The sequence below is a fragment of the Streptomyces sp. NBC_01320 genome (genome assembly GCF_035974375.1).
Taxonomy (GTDB): Bacteria; Actinomycetota; Actinomycetes; order Streptomycetales; family Streptomycetaceae; genus Streptomyces; species Streptomyces yanii.
On the sequence record NZ_CP108390.1, the window covers coordinates 10,009,723 to 10,030,690 of the forward strand.

The 20,968-nt window shown below is 68.5% G+C and carries 15 protein-coding genes; 7 read left to right on the top strand and 8 right to left on the bottom strand.

What is annotated here, in order from left to right:
• Positions 1–107 precede the first annotated feature (107 nt).
• The 4 genes from OG395_RS45445 to OG395_RS45460 form a co-directional block, all read right to left on the bottom strand.
• The gene (locus tag OG395_RS45445) at positions 108–2,480 is read right to left on the bottom strand and encodes a SpoIIE family protein phosphatase (RefSeq protein ID WP_327248145.1); all 2,373 of its coding nucleotides are present in this window, start codon (positions 2,478–2,480) and stop codon (positions 108–110) included.
• 1,027 nt (positions 2,481–3,507) lie between these two features.
• A complete protein-coding gene (locus OG395_RS45450) occupies positions 3,508–4,398 on the bottom strand; it encodes an alpha/beta fold hydrolase (protein WP_327248146.1) in 891 nt (296 codons plus the stop codon).
• An 81-nt stretch (positions 4,399–4,479) separates the two neighbouring features.
• The gene (locus OG395_RS45455; protein ID WP_327248147.1) at positions 4,480–5,232 is read right to left on the bottom strand and encodes an alpha/beta hydrolase; all 753 of its coding nucleotides are present in this window, start codon (positions 5,230–5,232) and stop codon (positions 4,480–4,482) included.
• 476 nt (positions 5,233–5,708) lie between these two features.
• Positions 5,709–5,861 carry a hypothetical protein gene (locus OG395_RS45460; protein WP_327248148.1) on the bottom strand — a complete coding sequence of 51 codons (153 nt, stop codon included), beginning with the start codon at positions 5,859–5,861 and terminating at the stop codon, positions 5,709–5,711.
• A 302-nt stretch (positions 5,862–6,163) separates the two neighbouring features.
• On the opposite strand from OG395_RS45460, the gene OG395_RS45465 reads away from it, so the two are divergent.
• From OG395_RS45465 to OG395_RS45475, 3 genes are all read left to right on the top strand, one after another.
• Positions 6,164–6,631: a hypothetical protein gene (locus tag OG395_RS45465; protein ID WP_327248149.1), complete on the top strand. Its 468-nt coding sequence runs from the start codon at positions 6,164–6,166 to the stop codon at positions 6,629–6,631.
• Between the two features lie 99 nt (positions 6,632–6,730).
• Complete coding sequence (locus OG395_RS45470; protein ID WP_327248150.1) at positions 6,731–7,486, top strand: dienelactone hydrolase family protein; 756 nt, start codon at positions 6,731–6,733, stop codon at positions 7,484–7,486.
• 482 nt (positions 7,487–7,968) lie between these two features.
• Entirely contained in the window at positions 7,969–8,499 is a 531-nt protein-coding gene (locus OG395_RS45475) for a hypothetical protein (RefSeq protein ID WP_327248151.1), read from the top strand.
• Between the two features lie 511 nt (positions 8,500–9,010).
• On the opposite strand, the gene OG395_RS45485 is transcribed toward OG395_RS45475, so the two are convergent.
• Positions 9,011–9,469 carry an Lrp/AsnC family transcriptional regulator gene (locus OG395_RS45485; RefSeq protein WP_327248152.1) on the bottom strand — a complete coding sequence of 153 codons (459 nt, stop codon included), beginning with the start codon at positions 9,467–9,469 and terminating at the stop codon, positions 9,011–9,013.
• A 148-nt stretch (positions 9,470–9,617) separates the two neighbouring features.
• On the opposite strand from OG395_RS45485, the gene OG395_RS45490 reads away from it, so the two are divergent.
• Together OG395_RS45490 and OG395_RS45495 are read left to right on the top strand one after the other, a co-directional pair.
• Positions 9,618–10,289: an AzlC family ABC transporter permease gene (locus OG395_RS45490; protein ID WP_442818675.1), complete on the top strand. Its 672-nt coding sequence runs from the start codon at positions 9,618–9,620 to the stop codon at positions 10,287–10,289.
• Positions 10,282–10,611 carry a branched-chain amino acid transporter permease gene (locus tag OG395_RS45495; protein WP_327248153.1) on the top strand — a complete coding sequence of 110 codons (330 nt, stop codon included), beginning with the start codon at positions 10,282–10,284 and terminating at the stop codon, positions 10,609–10,611. Before OG395_RS45490 ends, OG395_RS45495 begins: the two co-directional genes overlap by 8 nt.
• 890 nt (positions 10,612–11,501) lie before the next feature.
• Here the strand turns inward: OG395_RS45495 and OG395_RS45500 are convergent.
• The gene (locus OG395_RS45500; protein WP_327248154.1) at positions 11,502–11,774 is read right to left on the bottom strand and encodes a DUF6225 family protein; all 273 of its coding nucleotides are present in this window, start codon (positions 11,772–11,774) and stop codon (positions 11,502–11,504) included.
• Positions 11,775–11,941: 167 nt separating this feature from the next.
• Positions 11,942–13,663, bottom strand: a complete 1,722-nt coding sequence (locus OG395_RS45505) for an IS1182 family transposase (protein ID WP_327248155.1) — start codon at positions 13,661–13,663, stop codon at positions 11,942–11,944.
• Between the two features lie 530 nt (positions 13,664–14,193).
• Here OG395_RS45505 and OG395_RS45510 point away from each other — a divergent pair.
• Positions 14,194–14,715 carry a hypothetical protein gene (locus OG395_RS45510; protein WP_327248156.1) on the top strand — a complete coding sequence of 174 codons (522 nt, stop codon included), beginning with the start codon at positions 14,194–14,196 and terminating at the stop codon, positions 14,713–14,715.
• Positions 14,716–15,112: 397 nt separating this feature from the next.
• Entirely contained in the window at positions 15,113–17,323 is a 2,211-nt protein-coding gene (locus OG395_RS45515; RefSeq protein WP_327249669.1) for a HelD family protein, read from the top strand.
• An 824-nt stretch (positions 17,324–18,147) separates the two neighbouring features.
• Here the strand turns inward: OG395_RS45515 and OG395_RS45520 are convergent.
• The gene (locus OG395_RS45520; protein WP_327248157.1) at positions 18,148–20,958 is read right to left on the bottom strand and encodes an amino acid permease; all 2,811 of its coding nucleotides are present in this window, start codon (positions 20,956–20,958) and stop codon (positions 18,148–18,150) included.
• Positions 20,959–20,968 lie beyond the last annotated feature (10 nt).

The following is a 20,968-nucleotide window of genomic DNA, read 5'->3' on the forward strand; positions in this document are numbered from 1 at the left end:
TCACCGACCTCCGACGGGCGGGGCGGACCGTTGTCCCAGCGGCCAGTCACTGTGCGAGGCCCGTGTCTCCGGGCCGAACGGCGCACCCTCTCATCGATCCCGCGCACCTACACGGGAAGGGGTTGCTCGGCCCAGATGGTCTTGCCTGTGCCGGTATGCCGCATTCCCCAGCGCTCGGTGAGCTGGGCGACCAGCATGAGGCCTCGTCCGCCCTCGTCGAAGATGCGGGCACGGCGCAGGTGCGGTGCGGTGCTGCTGGCGTCGGAGACCTCGCAGATCAGTGTCCTTTCCTTGATCAGCCGCAGTTGAATGGGCGCGGCAGCGTAGCGGATCGCGTTGGTCACCAGCTCGCTGACCACGAGTTCGGTGACGTAGGCCAGGTCGTCCAGCCCCCAGCCATGGAGTTGGGCGGTCGTCCGAGAGCGGGCTTCGGCCACAAAGGCCGGATCAGCGGGAAGATCCCAGACGGCGATGTGCCCGCTGTCCAGGGCACGGGTACGGGCGATGAGCAGCGCGACATCATCGGCGGGCCGCTCGGCGAGCAGAGCATCGAGCACGTGGTCGCAGGTGGCCTCCAAGGACGGAGCAGTGTCGGCGAGGGCTGTGCGCAGCGCATGCAGGCCGGCGTCGACATCGCGATGGCGCGCCAGGACAAGGCCGTCGGTATAGAGGGACAGGAGGCTGCCTTCGGGCAGTTCGCGTTCAACGGATTCGAATGGCAGCCCGCCCAGGCCGAGCGGCGGACCGGTGGGCAGTTCGAGGATCTCCACCTTGCCGTCAGGGGTCACGAGAGCGGGCCAGAGGTGGCCGGCGCTGGCGAGTGAGCACTTGCGGGAGGTGGGGTCGTAGACCGCGTACAGGCAGGTGGCTCCGAGTTCTCCGAAGGGCGCCTCGGCTCCGGACTCGGGCCCGGATCCGAGCCGGACGACGAGGTCGTCCAGATGCGCAAGCAGCTCGTCCGGGGCCAGATCGACGTCGGCGAGGGCGCGTACGGCGGTGCGAAGGCGCCCCATGGCGGCGGAGGCGTGGATCCCGTGACCGACCACATCGCCGACAACGAGGGCGACTCGGGCGCCGGAGAGCGGGATCACGTCGAACCAGTCACCGCCGACACCGACCTTCGAGTCTGCGGGCAAATAGCGGCTGGCCACGTCGACAGCAGCCTGCTCGGGAATCCCCTGTGGCAGGAGGCTGTGCTGGAGGGCCAGAGTCGTGGTGTGTTCGCGCGTGTAGCGGCGGGCGTTGTCGAGGCAGACTGCGGCGCGCGCCACAAGCTCCTCGGCGATCTGCAGGTCGTCCTGCCCGTACGGCCCTGCAGACGGATCCAGACGGACGAAGAGCACAACGCCGAGGTTGGTGCCGCGGCCGCGCAGCGGCACCGCCATCAGCGAGTGCGCGCCGTGCCGACTCACCCAGGCGGTTCGGTCCGGGTCGTGGGTCAGCCAGCGGGTGATCTCGGGCTCGCCGATCTGGTGCACGGTGCCGCGACCGGTGGTCAGGCAGCGAGCAACCGGCGAAAACTCTGGGTAGCGGGACAACGCGCCGGCCGTGACGACAGCCTTCACGTCGGGGCGGACGGCCGCGCGCCGCAGCAGCAAGGGACCGTGGAGGGGGGCCGCCGGAGGCTCCTCGCCGTGCAGCACGGCGTCGAGGAGATCGACCGAGACGAAGTCCGCGAGGGCGGGCACGGCCACGTCGGCCAGTTCCTGGGCGGTGCGGGCCACGTCCAGGCTGCTGCCGATACGCCTGCTGGCGTCATCGAGCAGCGCCAGGCGTTCGCGGGCCGCGAACTGCTCGGAGAAGTCGAGGGCGGCCAACTGCACACCGTGCACCAGCCCGAGTGAGTCCTTGAGCGGGGTGAAGTGGATGATCCAGGGGTGAGCTTGGGGCTCTCCCGGCACCTTGACGTAATTCTCGATGTGCTCGGACTCACCGGTCCGCAACACGCGATCAAGGGCCCGTTCCGGGGCCCGGAAGCCAGGATCGGGCATGTGCTCGGTGATCCGGAGCCCGCGAAGATCCTGTTCCGAGGCGGCGAGCTGCTTGGTCATGGGTTTGTTGGCCCGCAGGAGTCGGCCTTCGGTGTCGTAGATCGCCAGGGCGAACGGGGACTGGTAGAACGACCAGCAGAGCAGAGGGTCCGTGGCGCGGTCCACCTCCTCCTCCACCGGGACGCCCTCCAGCAGCCAACTGGCTCGCCCATCACCCGTGGGCAGCGGACGCGCCCGCAACCGGCACTCGACTGCGCTGCCGTCCCGGTGGTGGAGTACCACCTGCCCGGTCCAGCCCTCCTGGCGATCCCAACGCTCACGAACGCCGATGGGGAGGGGCGATGCAAGCAGCGCCGCCGCTTGCCGACCGACGGCCTCACCGGCGGAGTACCCGAGCAACTGTTCCGCAGCGGTGCTCCAACTGGTCAGCGTCCCATCCGGAGCCGCCATGGCAAGAGCCGAGGCGGAGGTGAGGGAGTCATGAGGCATGCTCGCCGGTGTGTCCATGGCTGTCCATCCCGCCTTCGAGTCCACTGCTGATTCAAGGATCTCTCGGTCCTGCCGTCAGATCGCGTCGAACAGGGCCGCACGTGCCGGGCGCAGAGAATCGGACTCCGGGGAATCCAGGGAGTCAGCGACGGTGACCATCCGTAGCGGTTGCCGACAGGCGATCGACTGCCGGTATCGCGCTGATCAGCGCGCGAGCCGATGCGGCGGTGCCGCGCCCGCTCCGCGGCGTCGGGCAGGACGGCGGGTCGAGTGCCCTCCGCCGGACGTGTCGGGCTTCCACTCGCGCGGGAGCCCCGGCGGAGGCTCCCGCGGACCGTTTTCGCCGGCGGGGATCACGGGTCCAAGGTTTTGGCCCTGTTCACGAACTGGTGAAAGACGGCTCGCCCTCGCCCGTGACGGCCTCCTCTCGCGGGCTGCCCCTGCGCATCAGCCCATTACCGGCCCGGCGGCCGAACGCACCGCGTCCAGCACGGCGTGCGTCGAGCATTCCGCCACTCCGAACCGACCGACGGCAGACGGCGCCGCTCCTTCCTGCGCCCCGCTACGCGATCCACCAGCTCAGGTGAGCAGGACCTCAGCAACCCCGGGCGGCGTGAAATCAGCACACCGGCTCAACCCGCTTTCCGTCTCAAGAGCAACGTCATCGTCATCGCTTCGACAGGGGACCCAGCCATGCCAGGGCCGGGAGGCCCTCCTTGCAGGACCGTCAGACACCGACACCGACACCGACGCCGAGGCTGAGGCGCGGGCACCGGACGTGGGTGGACGCGTGGGACCGGCCTCCTGGCTGAACCTATGGGACCTCGTCGGCATCGGCGATGACGGCCACGTCGTGGTCGACCCCTTGCTGCTGGGCCGTTGGCAGCAGCGGCTCTCGCACGACGCCGGCGATGACCGTGGGCACGACCTCGTGGACGGTTCCAGCCTCCGGCGGGGTGCCTAGCCGGTCGGCGCAGCCTCACTCCCGAGCAGTCGACGTACCTCTCCCCAAGGATCCGCCGAGCCGTCACCGACGCCCGAGCCGGCCAGAACCGCTCAGGTATGGCGATGACGCGGTCGCCCATCCCAGGAACGCCTCGGTGGTCGCCACGAACCGGTCGGCGTCGTCGAGCCACGGAAAGTGCCCGGCTCCGGCCTGAACGACGAGCTCGGCGTTCGGAAACAGACCGGCGAACTCGGCCATCGTGCGAGGAGGGGCACCCGGATCGACCTCTCCGGCGAGCAGGAGCACTGGCGAAGCGAACCGGGCGAGCGCGGCACGGGCGGCGTCCGGATCGAAAGCGCCCTCGGCACCGAAGGCAGCCACGACCTCCATGTTCATCTGCTCATCCCCAGCAGCCTGATGGGCCCGAGCCACCTCGTCCCAACGGCCATAGGAAAACGGTGCGATGGCCTTCCAGGCGTCGCTGGTGGCCTTGCCCGCCACTATCGCCTCCAAGGCCGCGAACGCCGCCGGGAACCACGGCTCGTCCCGGCGGAGCTGCGCCGTCTCGCGCCGAAGGTCGCCTGTGATCGTGAAGTCGACGGCCCGGACGCTCGGTGTGATCAGCGCCAGCTTGCTGACACGTTCCGGATGGCGGCCCACGTACAGTGCTGCCAGATTCGCGCCGGCGCTATGCGCGAGCAGGTCCATCTGGTCCAGGCCGAGGTGCTCGCGCAGGGCTTCCAGGTCGTCGACGAGTCGGTCGCAGCGGCAGGAGGCGGCATCCTCCGGCATCTCCGACCGGCCGGTTCCCCGGAGATCCAGCCTGATCAGTTGCCGGTGCGTGGAAAGGCCACCGAGGTCTCCCAGGTATACGGAGTCCGTCGGTCCTCCGGGCAGGCAGACCACGGGATATCCGTCGCCGAAAACGTGGTAGGCAAGCTTGGTTCCGTCATATGCGGAGAAGGCAGGCATGGCAAAGATCCTTTCAGCGGTGTTTCGGAGAGAAGCGCCGAAGCGGTACGTCGGCTTGATCCACGCAGGTCAGTGGCGTGCCTACGGGGCGTCGAGGTCTCGGACGAGATGACGTGCGAAGAAGCGCTGTGAGCTCTCCAGCTCGAACGCGGGGATGCCCGCGTGGCGGCCCGGGTTGGCGTGCAGCGACTTCTCACGGGAAGCAAAGGCGTCGAAGAGCGCGAGGCCGGAGTCGCGCGGCACCAACTCGTCGTTCCACTGCAGCAGAAACGCGACCGGGACCGTGACCTGTGCCGCCGCCTCGGCCAGGGTTTCGTGGCCCGCGCAGCCGAAGACAGCGGCAGTGATCCTCGGTTCGGCCGCGGCCAAGGGCACGCCGATCGCGCCGCCCAGTGACACGCCCCAGAACCCCACCGGTCCGCTTGCGTCGACGTGGTCAAGGTCTTGAAGGGCGTCCAGGGTGGACTGCCACTCCGAAACGGCACACGTCGCCAGCGAGGCGTTGTGCCGGGCGATGAGCGGGCCGATGAGTTCGCCGGCGGACATTCGTTCCTTGATGCCTGCCGCGAACTGCTCGTCCTGCTCGGTTCTTTGGCAGTCGCCTTGTCCGGGCGCGTCGATGGCCGCCACCGCGAAGCTGCAGCGAGTCACGTAACAGCGGGCCCGGGCCACGAGGCCCTGCGCGCTCTTGTGCCGGCCGCCGCCATGGCCCAGCAGCACCAGGGGGCGCCTGCGGGTGGCACCGATGGGTGACCGGAGCAGACCTGAGATGCCGTCATGGGTGAACGGACGTTCCGAGACGCCGTTCGAGGTCGTCTCCGAGGTGAAGTACATGGGTTCGTGGCCTTTCGGGATGCCTACGGGCGCTCCCAGGGCCACCTATGTCAGATGAACCGCACAGCCGCGGGGGAGGAGAGCACCCAGCCTGATACAGCGTTAATGGGTCTCACCTCCTCGGTCGGTCATGTGCATGGGGACGTTATCAGGCCTGGGGCCGGGGTGAACAGACCAAGAGCGGAGCCGGTCGCCGCCGGACCCTCACGACCGTAACGGCCTGGTGCACGGGAGAGAGTGGATCAGCGAGCGGCGTCATGCGGCTTCGAATCCAAGGCGGAGGAGGAAGCGGATGGGGCCTCCCCTGCTCGAACGCGGCTGAGAGCTCGGGGAAGGAGCGTCGTCGACTGACGACAACGCCGGAGGCGGAGTCGCATGATGCCGGGAGCCCGCTCGCCATCGTTCACCAGGCCGCACTGCACCTTGCTGCCATCCTCATCTGGACCCGGCGCTGAGCAAGGCGTCCGAAGGGTTCGTCAGGTCAGTGCTTGGACGACGAGCCGGTTCTGCTCTCCGTCAAAGATGCCGGCCAGGAGGTCGTGGCTGTCGATCACCTCAGAGATGCCCCGGGTCTCGATCCTGTCCGAACCACGCGTCCAGGTTCGGCCGAACCCCTCGGCAGCCCGCACGGCTCGCTCACCGCGTCGGCGAATGCTTCGCCGAGCCGGCCTTCAGTTTCGGCGTCCCGTTCGCCCCGACAACGCCGGACACTGGAGGTATGCAGTGCGAATGTTGCGGCTGCAGGACGAACTGACGCCCGGCGATCTCCCGCTCTGTGCCGCGGGCGATCAGTCGGTCGGCGACTGATCGCCCCTACATGACAGGCATCATGAGCGTCCCGACGGGCGGAGCGTTGATCCATCCGAGGGAATGTCATCCCTGCACAGGGCGGCAGGGAGGTTCCCTCGATCACGGGACTCATCGTTGCTGTGTGCCTTCCGACATCGCGCACAACAGTGCCGGACCCTCCCGCCGCACACCTCTGCGCAAAGCAGTCGCCGCTGGGATGTTCACCGCCGCGCCTGGCCTGGGGCTGTCGGGCTGCGGAGGGCCCCGGAACACACAGGCGGCACCGGCCACACCAAGTGCGACCGCATCGGGCGAAGGCCACACCTCCCAAGCCTATGGCCATACCGACGCCGACTACGCCCGCGTCGGCCTGAAGCGCGACAGGATCGAGGTCTGGGAGGACGGGTTCTACACCGCCGCCGACAACGACGATCCGAACGCCTTCGAGTGGTGGTATTCCGACTTCACCGGCGACGACGGCACGGTGTCGTTCACCCTGCAGACCCGGGTCGACGACGGCTTCGTGCCGGATCCGGGCGAGGCCGGGCCTCGGCTCCGCCCCGTCCTAGAACCCGGTCGCAGTTCCCCGTCGGAGACGACCGTCGGCTGATGGGTACCGGCTGCCGTGTTCATGCGATGCCCGACAATGAGCACAGGTCAACCGCAGCAGCGCCCCTACTGGGTTAAGACAGAAAGAAGAGAAGCACCGATGACTGCCGTGCACGGAACAGCGGTGAATATTCCCACCCCGGATGGCTCGGCCGACGCATACCTGGCTCATCCCGACGATGGCAGCCCCCATGCCGCGGTCCTGCTCTACATGGACGCCTTCGGGCTGCGCCCGCACCTGAAGAAGATGGCTGACCGCCTTGCCGGGGCCGGCTACACCGTGCTGGTCCCCAACGTCTTCTACCGTCATGGCCGCGCCCCGGTGGTGGAGCTTCCCGACTTCATCGACCCCGTCCAGCGCCCCGACATCTTCCAGCGCATCGTCCCCATCATGCGGTCACTCACCCCCGAACTGGCGATGCGTGACGCCGACGCCTACCTGCGCTGGTTGGCTGCTTGCCCACAGGCCACCGAGGGCCCGGTCGGCGTCACCGGCTACTGCATGGGTGCAGGCCTGGCCCTGCGTACCGCCGGCACCTACCCGGACCGCGTCGCCGCCATCGCCGGCTTCCACGGCGGGCAACTGGCCCCCGACACCCCCGACAGCCCGCACCTACTCGCCGACCGCATCACCGCCGAGGCGTACTTCGGGCACGCCGATCAGGACCACGCAATGCCCCCCGAGCAGATCGACCGTCTCGAGAAGGCACTCACGGCAGCTGGTGTCCGCCACCAGGGGGAGGTCTACCGAGGCGCGCACCACGGTTACACCCAGGCCGACACCGCCGCCTACAACCCCGATGCAGCCGAACGCCACTGGACGGCACTTCTGGACCTTCTCACCCGTACGCTCTGACCGACCCCGGGTCCTGTCGCCCGGTCCCGAGTGGGAATTCCTGCGACCGTTACTGCTGTCGGCTCCTGCGGAACCGGTCGAGGCGGGATATCGACCTGGGGTCGGCACGGCTACGCCGTCTGGTTCTCGGCTGCTCGTGGGCGTGCTCGAGTGCCATCCGCGTCTTCGCTCCGCTCCCACGGAGCGTCACTGGGGCGTCAGAGGCCAATCCATCGAAGTCACAAGCGGCAGAATTTTGATGCCACACCCGGTGCCCCGGGGCGGGTCAACCATACGAAGGGCTCACCGCGTCCCGTCTACAACGCCGGGGAAGTTGAGCAGGCAGCTCACTGGCATCTCCACCACCGCTGGCGGAGGCACGACCAGGCGGCCACGAGGTAGCAACGAGGTAGCAACGGATGAGCGACGGCGCCGCTGTCTCTCGAAGCGGGCCGCATACGATCTGGGACATCGGGGGCGCGACCCCCAGGGGGAGGGGGCTCATGCGGCGGGCCTTTGCGTGGCCGGTGTCCCAGCGCTTCGTCGGCGCTGTTGCGGTCGGTGCGACCCTGATCGCGACCTCAGGGTGCACGGTTCCCGTCGATGCCGTCACCGGGATCTCCGTGACCGTCGACGGCCATCTGGTCGGCGTCATGATGATCTGCGGGCACCATATCGACGGTGCGACGCTCTACGTGGACAGCACCGACGTCAAAAGCCAGACGACGATGGGTTCATGGACCGCTGACCGTCCGCTCACAGCCGGGCTCGTCACCTGGCCCCTGGACACCCCCGCCGCCGGCTGGACCGTGACCAAGCCCCTGGCCCCACTCACGGCCGGGACCACGTATGCCCTCTACGGCTGGACCAAGGACAACTCCTGGTCATCGGCAAGCGTTTCCTTCACCCTGACCGACCGGGACCGGCTCACCCCGGGAGAGGTCCACTACGACGATCTCTCGGCCAGCGGCGATGGTTCCCCCACCGCCGTCCCCACAGCGGACTTCACAGCCACGGCCTGCCGGGACACGTAGCCACAGCCCGTCACGCCGAGGCAGGAGCAGCGGCACAGCCTATGTGCCCCCGAAGTACGTGTGCTCAGATCTGAGCCGGTCGCTTCCCGGACCATGGATCACCTGATCATGCAGGCAGGGGTGTGCCTGCTCCACCCATCGCTGGGTGGGCGGCGCCATGCCCTGTTGGGCGTTGAGATAAGGGAACGCAGTGGCGGGGGCACCTGGTCACTGGTGTCGGACCCGTCGTCCGGGCGGATCGCCTGGTGTCCTCCGAGCCCGCGGCTACCTGCGCCTACCTGTCCCACGGCCAGCGCCTTGTCCGTCCTGGGTGTCTTGGTGCGTTCTGGCGTGGTGGATGTGGCCGGCCGTGTGAGGAACTGCCATACATGGGCCGGGCCGGGCCGACCGTGCTGGGCTCGGCCTCGTTACTAGAGCCCCGGGACCGGCTGGGACCTGCACGGGTACCGCCATTCCGCCCTGGCTCACCTCGGTGAGCGGGGCGCCTCTCGACTGATGCTGATGGCTGCTGTCAGGGGCTGGTCTTGATCTTCTTCATGGTCAGGTGGGATTCGAGGCGGAGGACGCAGGGCAGGCCGCTGAGCTTGCCGGTGAGGAAGGCCTCGTAGGCGGCGTGGTCGGCAACGGCGACGCGGATGAAGTAGTCGGGGCGGCCGAACATGCGACGGAACTCGATGACCTCCTCGTAGGACGCCACGGTGTCCTCGAACTCCTCAAAGGTCTTGCGGTCGGTGGCACTGACCTCGACGTCGATGAGGACTTCCAGCCCGCGGTCGAGGGCTTCGGGGTCGATGACGGCCCGGTATCCGGTGATGACACCGATCTCCTCCAGCCGCTTGACCCGGCGCAGGCACGGCGGCGGGGTCAGGCCGACTCGTTTGGCCAGTTCGACATTGGTCAGCCGCCCGTCCTGACTCAAATGAAACAAGATTTCACTGTCGATGCGATCAACATGCACTTCATTGCTCATAAGTGGATCGTAGGGCCATTATCAGCAACCATATAAGGCGGATTTTGTCCTAAAGTTCCCACATGGAATACTTCCGTCCGCTGCCGTTGATCCCTCTCGGCCCGCCGCCGCGTCCCAGGCCCCCGCTCCGCGCCCGACGCCTGCGGCTGTGGCTGCGTTCAAGGACTCCACCTTTGTGGGCCTGGGCCTGGTGCCGCTCGGCCTCGCCTTCGGGGTACTCGTCACCCAGTCCGGCCTGGCTTGGTGGTGGGCGAGCGCGTTCACCGCCCTGATCTACGCCGGATCGTTCGAGTTCCTGCTCGTCGGCCTGGTCGCCGCCGTCGCGCCGCTGGGGGCGGTCGCCCTGACCGCCTTCCTGGTCAACATCCGGCACGTCTTCTACACGTTGTCCTTCCCCCTGCACCGCGTGAGTGGGCGCCTCGCGAAGGCCTACAGCACCTTCGCCCTGACCGACGAGGCCTACGCCCTGACCACCGGCGAGCAGGCCCGCTCCTGGCCCGGCCGCCGCATCCTGTGGCTCCAGCTGTACATGCATCTGTACTGGGTCGGCGGCGCCACCGCCGGCGGACTGCTCGGCTCGCTCATCCCCGACAGCGTCACCGGCCTGGACTTCGCCCTCACCGCCCTGTTCACCGTTCTTGCCCTCGATGCGATCAGGGACCGGCGCGATGACCTGCCCACTCCCGTCCTCGCGCTGCTCAGCGCACTTGTCGCCCGCCTTCTCTTCCCTGGCCAAATTATGCTGGCCGCCTTCGTCCTGTTCACCGCTGCCCTTCTGACCCGGCACCTCACCGTCCGCACGAGGGCCCGCCATGCCTGACACCCCCTACCTGATCGCCGCGGTCGCCATTTCCACCGCCGTCACGTGGGCCTTGCGCGCCCTGCCTTTCGCGGTCCTGGCCCCCCTGCGCGCCAGCAGCACCGTCCAGTACCTCAGCACCCGCATGCCGGCCGGCGTCATGGTGATCCTGCTCGCCTACTGTCTGCGCGACCTCCACCTGACCGAAGTAGGCGCCATCGCCCCGCCAGCGGCCCTGGCCGTCACCATCGGCCTGCACCTGTGGCGACGCAATGCCCTGCTGAGCATCCTGGGCGGCACCACCGTCCACGTGGTCCTCGCCAGCACCCTCTTCGCACACTGAGGCGGGTCCGCCCACCCGCGTCCACCAGCGGGGCAGCAGGCCCGGGGTGGCGATCGCCGGCCCGACGTCGCGGCAGCGGCGCCGGAGGGGGTTCACAACTGCTGGGCAGACACATTGTTTTGGCGAACATGGGCACGATTGGGTGATCAGTGTGACGATCTGCGGGTATGCCCGGCGGGGTGTGGGTCACGTTCTCGGTGCGATCTGGGACGCCGGGTGTGGTGTCAGCAGTCGGGGCCCCCGTGTCACCAGCGAGATGGTTCGGGGCCTCCCCGTCGCCTCTGGTCACACCCATATGGCCAGGTCGTAGGGATTCCGCCCACCTGGAACGGAGCGCATACGGGATATGCGTCGCCGCCCGGGACGCGAAAGCGGAGGACCAGTGCGCCCAAGACCGTTCGGGGCGTGCCAGTGAGCCAGGACTCACTCCTGCCCACTGCCCAGGAACGGTTCTGCGTCGTTCCGACTCGGTGATGTCCGGATCGCGCCGGGCGCAGGCTGCCGGGCAGGTCAGGAAGCTGGAAGGAGTAGAGCTGTCCGGCCCGGCCGTGCGGTTGTTCAACGCATCGCTGCGTGGGCGGCGCCATGCCCTGTTGGGCTTTGAAATAAGGGAGCGCAGTGACGAGGGACACCATCACCGCGAGCGCGGTGTCGGAGATGTCGGACGGGGTGGGGGACGCGGCGCCGCCCAGGGTGCGGCGCGCTTACGACCCGACCTGGTGCACGATAGAGAGTGGATCAGGCCGTTAGGGCCCGGATCTCTTCGGTGGCCGCGTAGGCAATGGTCTGTGGTTCACGCTCAGGTCCACGGGGCTGCTCCTTCGGTGCGGGCGCGTCCGGCGAATACTGCAGCGGTAACTGACAGTCCGGTGGACCTGAGCGTGACCGGTTCAGTCGAGAAGGTCGTACCTGTCCGGCTCCCAGTCGGCGAACAGGGTCAGCGCCTGCTCCGTCTCGGTGCGTTCTGGAGTGGTCGCGGTGGCCGGCCACCAGTTCTCCACCTGATGCGCGTCCACGAGGACGAAGCCGCGGTACCCGTCGAAGTCGCCGGGGTCGCTTGCCACACCGATATGGATGGGTGCGTCGTCGGGTAGATCTTTGAGGGCGTCGCGCAGTTGTGCGGCGTTCCAGATTTGGGGGGTGTGCTCGAAGGTGTCGGCCATGCGCACAGGTTGCCGGAGAGGGCTGTCCAACTGGGGGAGACACGACCGCTTGGAGGGCTAAAGCGCTGATCCGGTGCAAGGGTAGGGCAAAGAACGGACCACCCGCCGGGAGGCAGGTGATGGGGCGCCGGTCAGAAATGTGTCACCGATCCTGCTGGCTTATTCGGTCACGCGGCGAGGGAGAGGTCGAGGCGGGCAAGGTGGCTGACGCGGGTGCGGTCGAGCGGGTGGCCGTTCCACCAGGCATCGAGGCGGATGAGGTTGAGCGCAACGGCGGAGAGGACGTGCTCCAGGTGGGTCTTCTGGAGGCCGAGGTAGCGGGCACGTCTCATCCCGGTGACCGCGACGGCCTGGTGGATGGTTCCCTCGACGCCCGCGCGGGTTCCGTACTTGGCTCGCCACTGCTCGTCGGACTGCTGGAGGCGGGCATGGTCGAGGACTTCTTGCAGCTCGCGGGGTTGCAGGGAGAGGGTCCGGCCGCCGGTCTTCGAGCGGGTGCACTGGTCTCGCACCGGGCAGGGGCGACATGTTTCCTTGTCGAATTTGATGACGATGGCCTTGGTCCCGCGCTGGGTCGCGGGGCTCCACCAGGTGCTGGTGTCCCCGCGTGGGCAGGTGGCCTGCCGCTTCTCCCAGTCGATAGTGAACGCGGTGCGGTCGAACCCGGCGCCGGCACGTGCCTGGGGTGAGCTGTTCAGCAGGACCGGGGTGACCAGGGTGACCCCGAAGTTCTTCTTCATCCCCACGATCAACTCGGCGGAGGCATAACCGGAATCGAGGAAGTGCTCGGCGGGCAGAAGACCACGGCCGGCGAGCATGTGATGGACCGGTTCAGTCATTTCCGCGTCGGTCACTGTGGCGTCGGTGGTCGCGATGCTGGTGATCAAGCGTGGCGGCGGTCCGTCGGCTCCAGGGATCGTCGCCTGGCCGGTGGGCGCGTCCTGGTCATCAGTTTCGTCGCAGGACTCACTGATGTGGATCTTGTAGCCGGTCCACCAGGAGCCCTGTTTGAGGCCGTAGCGTGCGTCCGTGTCGTACGGGGAGGCCAGCCGCAGTCTGCCGGGCGGGAGGTTTTTGCTCTCGCGCCGCTTCACCTCCGCCCCGGCCTCGGTCACGGCGCGGTGGTAGTTCTGCACCCATATCGTGCGCAAAACCTGCACCGCTGGGAGTTCACGCAGCCAGGCCGGGGCGTCAGGGGCGTGCACCGCCTCCAGCAGCGCGAACCCGTCCCGGCCGTAGACCAGTGCCATCTCCTCGCGCTTGCTCGTGGAAGCCGGCGGATGCCAGGAGTGAATCCGCGGGCCGTAGCGTTCGGCCCATTCCCGAACGGGCACCGCCTGGGTCAGCCAGTCCGGGGCCGCGCAGGCCAGCGCCTCCAGCGCGGCCCGCAGCGTCTCCCCGGCCAGCTCCAGCCTGTTCAGATCGCGTACTGCCGCCAGCACGCGGGTGGAGTCAGTGCGTTGCCTGCCTCCCGCCTTCACCAGGCCCCGGTCCTTGAGCGCGGTCAGCAGCAGGTCGAGCACCTTCTCCTCCATCCCGTGCTTGACCAACCGCGTGCGGAACTCGGACAGCACCGAGGCGTCGAACCCGGGATCATCCAGCTCCAGGCCGAGCGCGTATTTCAGGTCCATGCCGTACCGCACCCGATGCACTGCCGCCCGGTCGGTGAGGTTCTCGGCGAACTGCAACACCGTCACCAGCGCGAGCTGGCCTGGTGACCAGCCTGGCCGTCCTCTGGCTTCGAACGCCTCGGCGAACTCGGCGTCCGCGAACAACTCGCCCAGCTCGTCACGGACCCGCATCGCCAACGGGTACGGGCCCCGTGCCGCCACCGCCCGCGCCACCTGCGCGGTCAGCTCAGGCACCTTCGGCCACGGCCTCGGCTGCATCGACATTCCACACCCCACCCGCGACCGGGAAAGCCAAGACGGCCGCTGCTGTTCTGCCCAACGAGCCGTCAGCCCCGCTGGGCACGGAATAAGCCAGCAGGATCGTCACCAGCCGCAAACGGCCCCGCACGGGCAGGGAAGATCCAATTCCGGGCGTCACACAAGGTGAGTACGCCGCAGTGCAAGTCCATCGCAAAGCCTTCGTCGCTGCTGGGACGGTCGCACGGTTCGTGCAACTGGAGTTGGGCAGGTTCTGGATCTCCGCCAGGTTTCTCCGGAGGAAGCAGACGAGATGCTCCGACGGCGACCTACCACCATAGCCATGAGCATCTCCGGTGCCGGCCATGCCGGTTGAGCCGTCTGGTTACCCAGCCGTCGGAATCGCCTCACGAAGCACTGACCGGAACCGCTCTCTTGTGGACGCATTGCCCCAGCAGTTCCGCGGAGGGGCACCGTCATGTCCGACGGAGGGTCTCAGCCGACCCCCGAACCGCTGGTCACAAGGGCCGACCGGCGTCGAGAATGTCGTCATGACCGACAGCCGCGATGACGCCGACCGCATATTCATCCGTAGCAAATGGGGCACCAACCGATACGTCTACAACCCGCACAACCCCGTCGGCCGCGCCCTTATCGTCGGCTCGCTGCTGTTCGCCGTCGGCGGGATGTACCTCCTCTATCATCCGGGCCTTCTCAGCGGCTCCAACAACTGGGACGGGGACGAACTGCGGTCCGCCGTGACAGCGGCGACCGCCGAGCTGTCGAGCGAGGCGCAGTTCGGGCCCGGGACCATCAACTACGAGGACATCCTGCAGGCCCGCATCGCAGAGAAGGGCCACAGTTCCCAGGACGCGCTGACTGTCACGCTCGCCTCGGATCCGCCGGATTCCGCCGTGCTCAACGGGGGCGCGGAACAGGCCGACTACACGGTCACCGCCGACGGCACGGACACTGCCCTCTGCCTCGAGGTCTACGCCATGAAGCGCAAGCAGGCGATGGGCTACGACTTCGTCACCACCTCCATCAACGATGGTGCGTGCCCTGCCTCCTGATACCTGTTCGTCCGCTCGAAAGCGGGCCGGGCTCTGGTGCCCGTCCCGCCGCTCTTCCGAGACGCTACCGGGGCGGGCGGCGGAGTCACTGACCTCGGGGGAGGCCTCGTCCAGCAGGGGCCCGCGAAGAGCCCTCCGGCACGGGCGGCGCCGCGGGCAGGGATGCGCGCACGGTACAGACGCGCTGCCGATTCGCGCGCGGCCGCGTCTGTCGTGACCTCAGTTCCCGGGCCATGGTCCCCGAGCACAGGAAATCCCCGTTCCGCAATTGCGGAACGGGGATTTCCTCACGTATATTGAGTGGTTCTGTGCACTCACAGAAAAAACCCCTCACCGGGGCCCCTAGGAACACCATATCCGGCAGGGAGCGACTTTGTCAACTCGCGAAAACGTCGAATTGCAGAAGGAGCAGGAATTCATCGACCGGCTCTACAGCCGTGTCGACACGCTGCGCGGGGTCACCGCGCAGCGTGTCGAGGACGCGTTGACCCCGGTAGGGAACGGCCTGCAGGCCCGTCTCGAACGCGATGTGCTCCTCGCCGAGCGTTCCGGTCTGCTGGCAGCCCTGAATGCGGTGGACGGCTCGCTGTGCTTCGGCCGCATAGACCTCCGCGACGGTGCCGCGCACCATATCGGCCGTATCGGAATCCGTGAGGACGACACCGAACACACGCCTCTGCTGATCGACTGGCGGGCACCTGTCGCCCGGCCCTTCTATCTCGCCACCGGGCATACGCCCATGGATCTGCGCCGACGCAGGCACATCACCACCGAGGGCCGCACGGTGACCGAACTGCACGACGAGATCCTCGATCTCGGGGACCGCGAACGCAGCGGTTTCGAGGACCCGAGCGGTGACACCGTGCTGCTCGCCGCGCTCAGCTCCGCCCGCACCGGCCGCATGGGCGACATCGTGCGGACCATCCAGGCGGAACAGGACCGCATCATCCGTGCTCCGCACCGTGGTGTCCTCGTCGTCGAGGGCGGCCCCGGCACGGGCAAGACCGCGGTCGCGCTGCACCGTGCGGCCTTCCTGCTGTACGAGCACCGTGAGCTTCTGGCCAAGCGCGCGGTCCTGGTCGTGGGCCCCAATCCGGCCTTCCTGCGCTACATCGGCGAGGTGCTGCCCGCCCTCGGCGAGACCGGGGTCATGCTGGCCACGCAGGCCGAGCTCTTCCCCGGTGTCCACGCCCGCGGAACCGATACCCCCCGTGCGGCCGCCGTCAAGGGCGGCGCGGGGATGGCCGAGGCGCTCGCCCGCGCCGTACGCGACCGGCAGGGGCTGCCCGAGCCCGGCGCGCCGGTGGTCATCCCGCACGACGACGGGGACCTCGTCCTGGACTGGGAGATCGCCTACGAGGCCCGGCAGTCGGCCCGCGAGACCCGTCTGCCGCACAACCTCGCCCGTCCGCACTTCGCGTTCCACGTCATCGACGCCCTCACCGCGCAGCTCGCCGAACGCATCGGCGCGGACCCGTACGGCGGCCCGAACTTCCTCGGTGCGGACGACATCGCCCAGCTCGGCAAGAGCGTCGCCGCGAGCGAGGAGGTGCACGCCGCCGTCGGAGAGCTGTGGCCGGCGCTCACCCCCGAGCGGTTCCTCGCTGACTATCTGGCCGAGCCGGTGTACGTACCGGAAGAGGACGCCGAGGCCATCCGGCGCGTTCCCGGTGACGGGGAGTGGACCCCGGCCGATGTGCCGCTCCTCGACGAGGCGGCCGAGCTGCTCGGGGCCGACGACAGTGCCGAGCGGGCCGCCGCCGAGGCCGAGCGCCAGGAGCGGGTCGCCTATGCACAGGGCGTCCTGGAGCTGTCCCGGGGTTCGGAGACGTACGAGTTCGAGGACGAGGAGTCCGAGCGCCTGGCCGCCCACGACATCATCGACGCCGAGCGGATGGCCGAGCGGCAGGAGGAGGCCGATCACCGGAGCGCGGCCGAGCGGGCCGCCGCCGATCGGACCTGGGCGTTCGGCCACATCATCGTCGACGAGGCGCAGGAACTGTCGCCGATGGCGTGGCGGCTGCTGATGCGCCGGTCACCGACCCGCTCGCTGACCCTGGTCGGTGATCCGGCGCAGACCTCCGAGGAGGCGGGCGTCGGCTCGTGGGAGAGGATCCTGGAGTCGTACGTCGGCGACCGTTTCGAGCATGTGAGGCTGGGGGTCAACTACCGTACGCCCGCGGAGATCATGGAGCTGGCCGCCAGGGTCGTACGGGTCCAGGACCCCTCGTTCGAGCCGCCCGCGTCGGTGCGGTCCACCGGCGAGACGCCGTGGACGCGGGAGGCCGGTGCGGATCTGGCGGGCGCGGTGGCACAGGCCGTCGCGGAGCTGACGCCCGAAGAGGGGCGCCTCGCGGTGATCGCACCGCGAGCGCTGCACGAGGAGATCGCGGCCCCGCTCGACGGAGTCACGGCCGGCGCCGAACCCGACCTCACCCGTCCCGTGGTGCTGCTCGGCCCGCGTGAGGCCAAGGGGCTCGAATTCGACCATGTCCTGGTCGTGGAGCCGGGCCGGTTCGGGACCAGTGACCTGTACGTGGCGCTGACCCGTGCGACGCAGCGCCTGGGCATCGTCCACCGGGAAGAACTGCCCGAGTCGTTGCGCTGACCGCCGCGGCGGCGGGAGCATGAGGGGCGGTTCGACCCCAACGGAGGGTGTCGGTGAAACAGTGGCCCGAGGGCCCCTCGGCTTAGAGCCTGTCGGGTGACCTCTGATCGGGCGGCCACGCCCTGGCACGCACGCTTCCCGCGTTGCCGAAATATCCTAGTAGCTCCTTCCCCGAGCTCTCAGCTTCGTTCGAGCAGGGGAGACCCCATCCGAGGACATCCCGCCGCCTTGGAATCGCACGCACCAGACCGCGTCCGCTATCCGATCGAAGGTCACCCGACAGGCTCTGAGCCGGAAGCAGCGCGGGAGCGGTACGACTCCGGTATGCGGGCGTTGCGAGAGGTGATCAGGGCCGACGTGCGTGCCGTGCACGTCGGCCTGGGAATCGTCATCGTCGCGAGTGTGATCGTAGGCGTGTTCGCGGGGCCCGTGGCCGGGGCCCTCGTGGCAGCGGCCTTTCCCGTCCTGTTCCTTGTGGCGCTGACGGTCATGTTCCTTCGGGGCATCCGAGGCCTGGACGCCGTGCCTACCTCCTCACCGGCGGTTTGCGGTGCATGCTGACGCGGGCGGTGGAGACGAGGGCGGCACAGAAGCCGGGGCGCCGGGTCGGGCATTCCGGTGCGGGCCACCGTTCGCCGAACTTGAATCCGGTGCCCCGGGCGACCTTTGCGAAGCTTGCCGATGCCGGCCTTGACCGTCGACGGACTCGCGTATGCCACCACCGACCACACCGGGCCGCGGCCGATGTCGAGAGTCTGGCGGGCCTCTGGCCGTCTCACCGCCTGCAACGCGTTCGAACACCACTCCCAGGACGAATCGCGCTGTCAGAGCGCTTCATCGACGGCAGGGGATTCCGGCAGGGCCTGCTCCACCCAGATGGTCTTGCCGGTGGGCGTGTAGCGCGTGCCCCACTGCTGTGCGATCTGGGCGACGATGAACAGGCCGCGGCCGCTCTCGTCGTCAGCGGCGGCGTGGCGCAGATGGGGTGAGGTGTGCCCGGTGTCGGCGACCTCGCAGATGAGGGTCTGGTCGCGGATGAGCCGGACGTGGATCGGCCCGGCGGCGTAGCGGATGGCGTTGGTGACCAGCTCACTGACGATGAGTTCGGTCGTGAACGACAGTTCGTCGAGTCCCCACGCTCCGAGTTGCCCCATGGTCATGGCGCGGGCCTTGCCGACCATCGCGGGTTCCGCGGTCAGTTCCCACACCGCCACCTGGTGCTCGCCGAGCATCCGTGTGCGTACGAGGAGCAGGACCGCGTCATCGTTCGCCGGCCCCGGCACCAGGGTCGCGACTGCGCGGTCACAGAGTTCTTCCAGGGAACGCCGGTGCTGGGCGAGGGTTTCGGCGAGCAGGCCGAGGCCGACGTCGAGGTCGTCGGCGGCCGCCTGGACGAGGCCGTCCGTGAAAAGGGCGACGAGGCTGCCCTGCGGCAGCTGGAATTCCGTGGTCTCGTAGGGCAGACCCCCCAGTCCCAGCGGAGGGCCCGCCGGGAGCTCCGGGTAGGTGGTGACGCCGCTGTCCGGCAGGACGACCGCAGCCAGCGAGTGGCCGGCACGCGCCATGCTGCACTGTCCTGACACCGGGTCGTACACCGCGTACAGGCACGTCAATCCCAGGGCTGCGTCCTCCCCGGGCCGCGCGCCGCCCGCACCATGAACGGCCGCCCTCTCCTCGGCGGTCTGCCCGGCCAGGTCGTCCAGGCGCGACAGGAGCTCGTCCGGGGCGAGGTCGAGGCGGGCGAGGACACGTACACCGGTACGCAGGCGCCCCATGGTGGCGGCGGCGAGCAGTCCGTAGCCGGTGACCTCGCCGACGACCAGGCCGACACGGGTTCCCGACAGGGGGATGACGTCGAACCAGTCGCCGCCCACCCCGGACCGGCTGTCGGCGGGCACATAGCGGCTCGCCATCTCGACAGCGGTCCGCTGCGGCAGCCGGTGAGGCAGCATGCTGCGTTGAAGCCTGAGGGCCGCGGTGTGCTCGCGCGTGACGATGAGCATCAGCACGACACCGAGCAGCAGGGCTCCGAGGCCCATGACGGTCACCCCGCCCGTCCGTCCGATGAACGGCAGGTCGATGGAGGTCTCACCGTAGCCGCGGTCGGCGTAGACGTCGAAGGCGGCGTAGCAGAAGAGGAAGAGCATCATCAGCCCGCCCAGGCCTGGCAGCAGCCCCTTGCACAGGAAGTCTCTGGGGCTGCGGGTGAGCACGCTGCGGAAGTACCAGACACAGGCGAAGCCGGTGAGGCCGTAGTAGAACGCGATTGCGAGGCCGACCGACTCGACGGAGTCGGCAAGGACGTTGCGGCTGACCGCCGTCAGGAGGACGTAGAAACCGATGGAGGCCAGGCCCAAGCTGATCGTCGACCAGGTCGGGGTGAGAAATCTGCGGTGCAGGCGGGCGAATCGGGAGGGCACGGCCTTGTGCGCGGCCATGGAGAAGACGGTCCGGGCCATCGGGAGGATGGTGGTCTGGGTGGAGGCCACCGCGGAGGTCAGCACCATGAGGATCAGCAGTTTGGCGAATAGCGGCCCCAGGCCGTAGCTGCCGAAGACGGCGTTGCCCAGGCCCGAGAGCACGTCGCCCGCGTTGTCCCTGTTGCCCAGCCCGATTCCGGTGGAGCCGACTCCGGCGAAGGCCTGCGCCGAGGTGGTGACCAGGACATAGAGGATCAGCAGCAGCACAACGGAGATGATGGCGGCGCGCCCCGGGATGCGCGTGCTGTCCGCGGTCTCCTCGTTGACCGTGACGGCGGTGTCCCAGCCCCAGTAGATGAAGACGGCGGCGAGGATGCCCGTGGTCAGCGCTTCGACCGATGGCACGTGGAGGGGGTTGAACCAGGACGCGGAGACATGGATCGCCATCTCGGGATTACCGGTGTAGACCTTGACCAGGGCGGTGACGGCGAACAGCACCAGTACGGCCACCTCGAAGAACAGGAGCCAGCGCTGAACGGCGGCCGAGATCTCGATGCCGATGTAGCAGATCGCGGTCATCACGATGATCCAGACGACGCCCGCGATCGTGACCCACACCCTGTTGTCCGTGAGTGAGTCGTAGCCCAGGAGCCGGAAGCCGTAGATGCCGGCGATCTCGGCGAGGTTCGCCATGACGATGATGTCGGCGACGATGATGCCCCAGCCGCCCATCCAGCCGGTGCGCGGACCGAAGGCACGGGTCGCCCAGGTGAAGGTGGTCCCGCAGTCGGCGTTGCTCGCGTTGAGTTCCTTGTAGGCGTACGCGATCAGCAGCATCGGGATGAAGGCCAGGATCGCGATGATCGGGGCCTGCAGGCCGACCCCCGCCACGATGAGGCCGAGCGTGGCCGCGATGCTGTACGCCGGGGCGGTGGACGCCACGCCGATGACAACAGAGGAACACAGTCCCAGGGCACCGGATTTGAGCCCTTTCCTGCCTGCGCCCGGGCCGAGCGCCAGAGGCGCGTCGGACGCCGCAGGCCTACGGGAGAGCTTCACACCGGATGCCAACCTCCTCATTTGCCTTCCGCCCACCATTTTCGCCGCAGGTGATGAGGCCTGCCACGGGAAACCGGCTGGACGACCTACGCGGCTGTCAGCAGGACCCGTGGGGAGCGGACTGCCGAGTGTCCCGTCCGGCGGGACGGCGGCCATACCGTTGGTG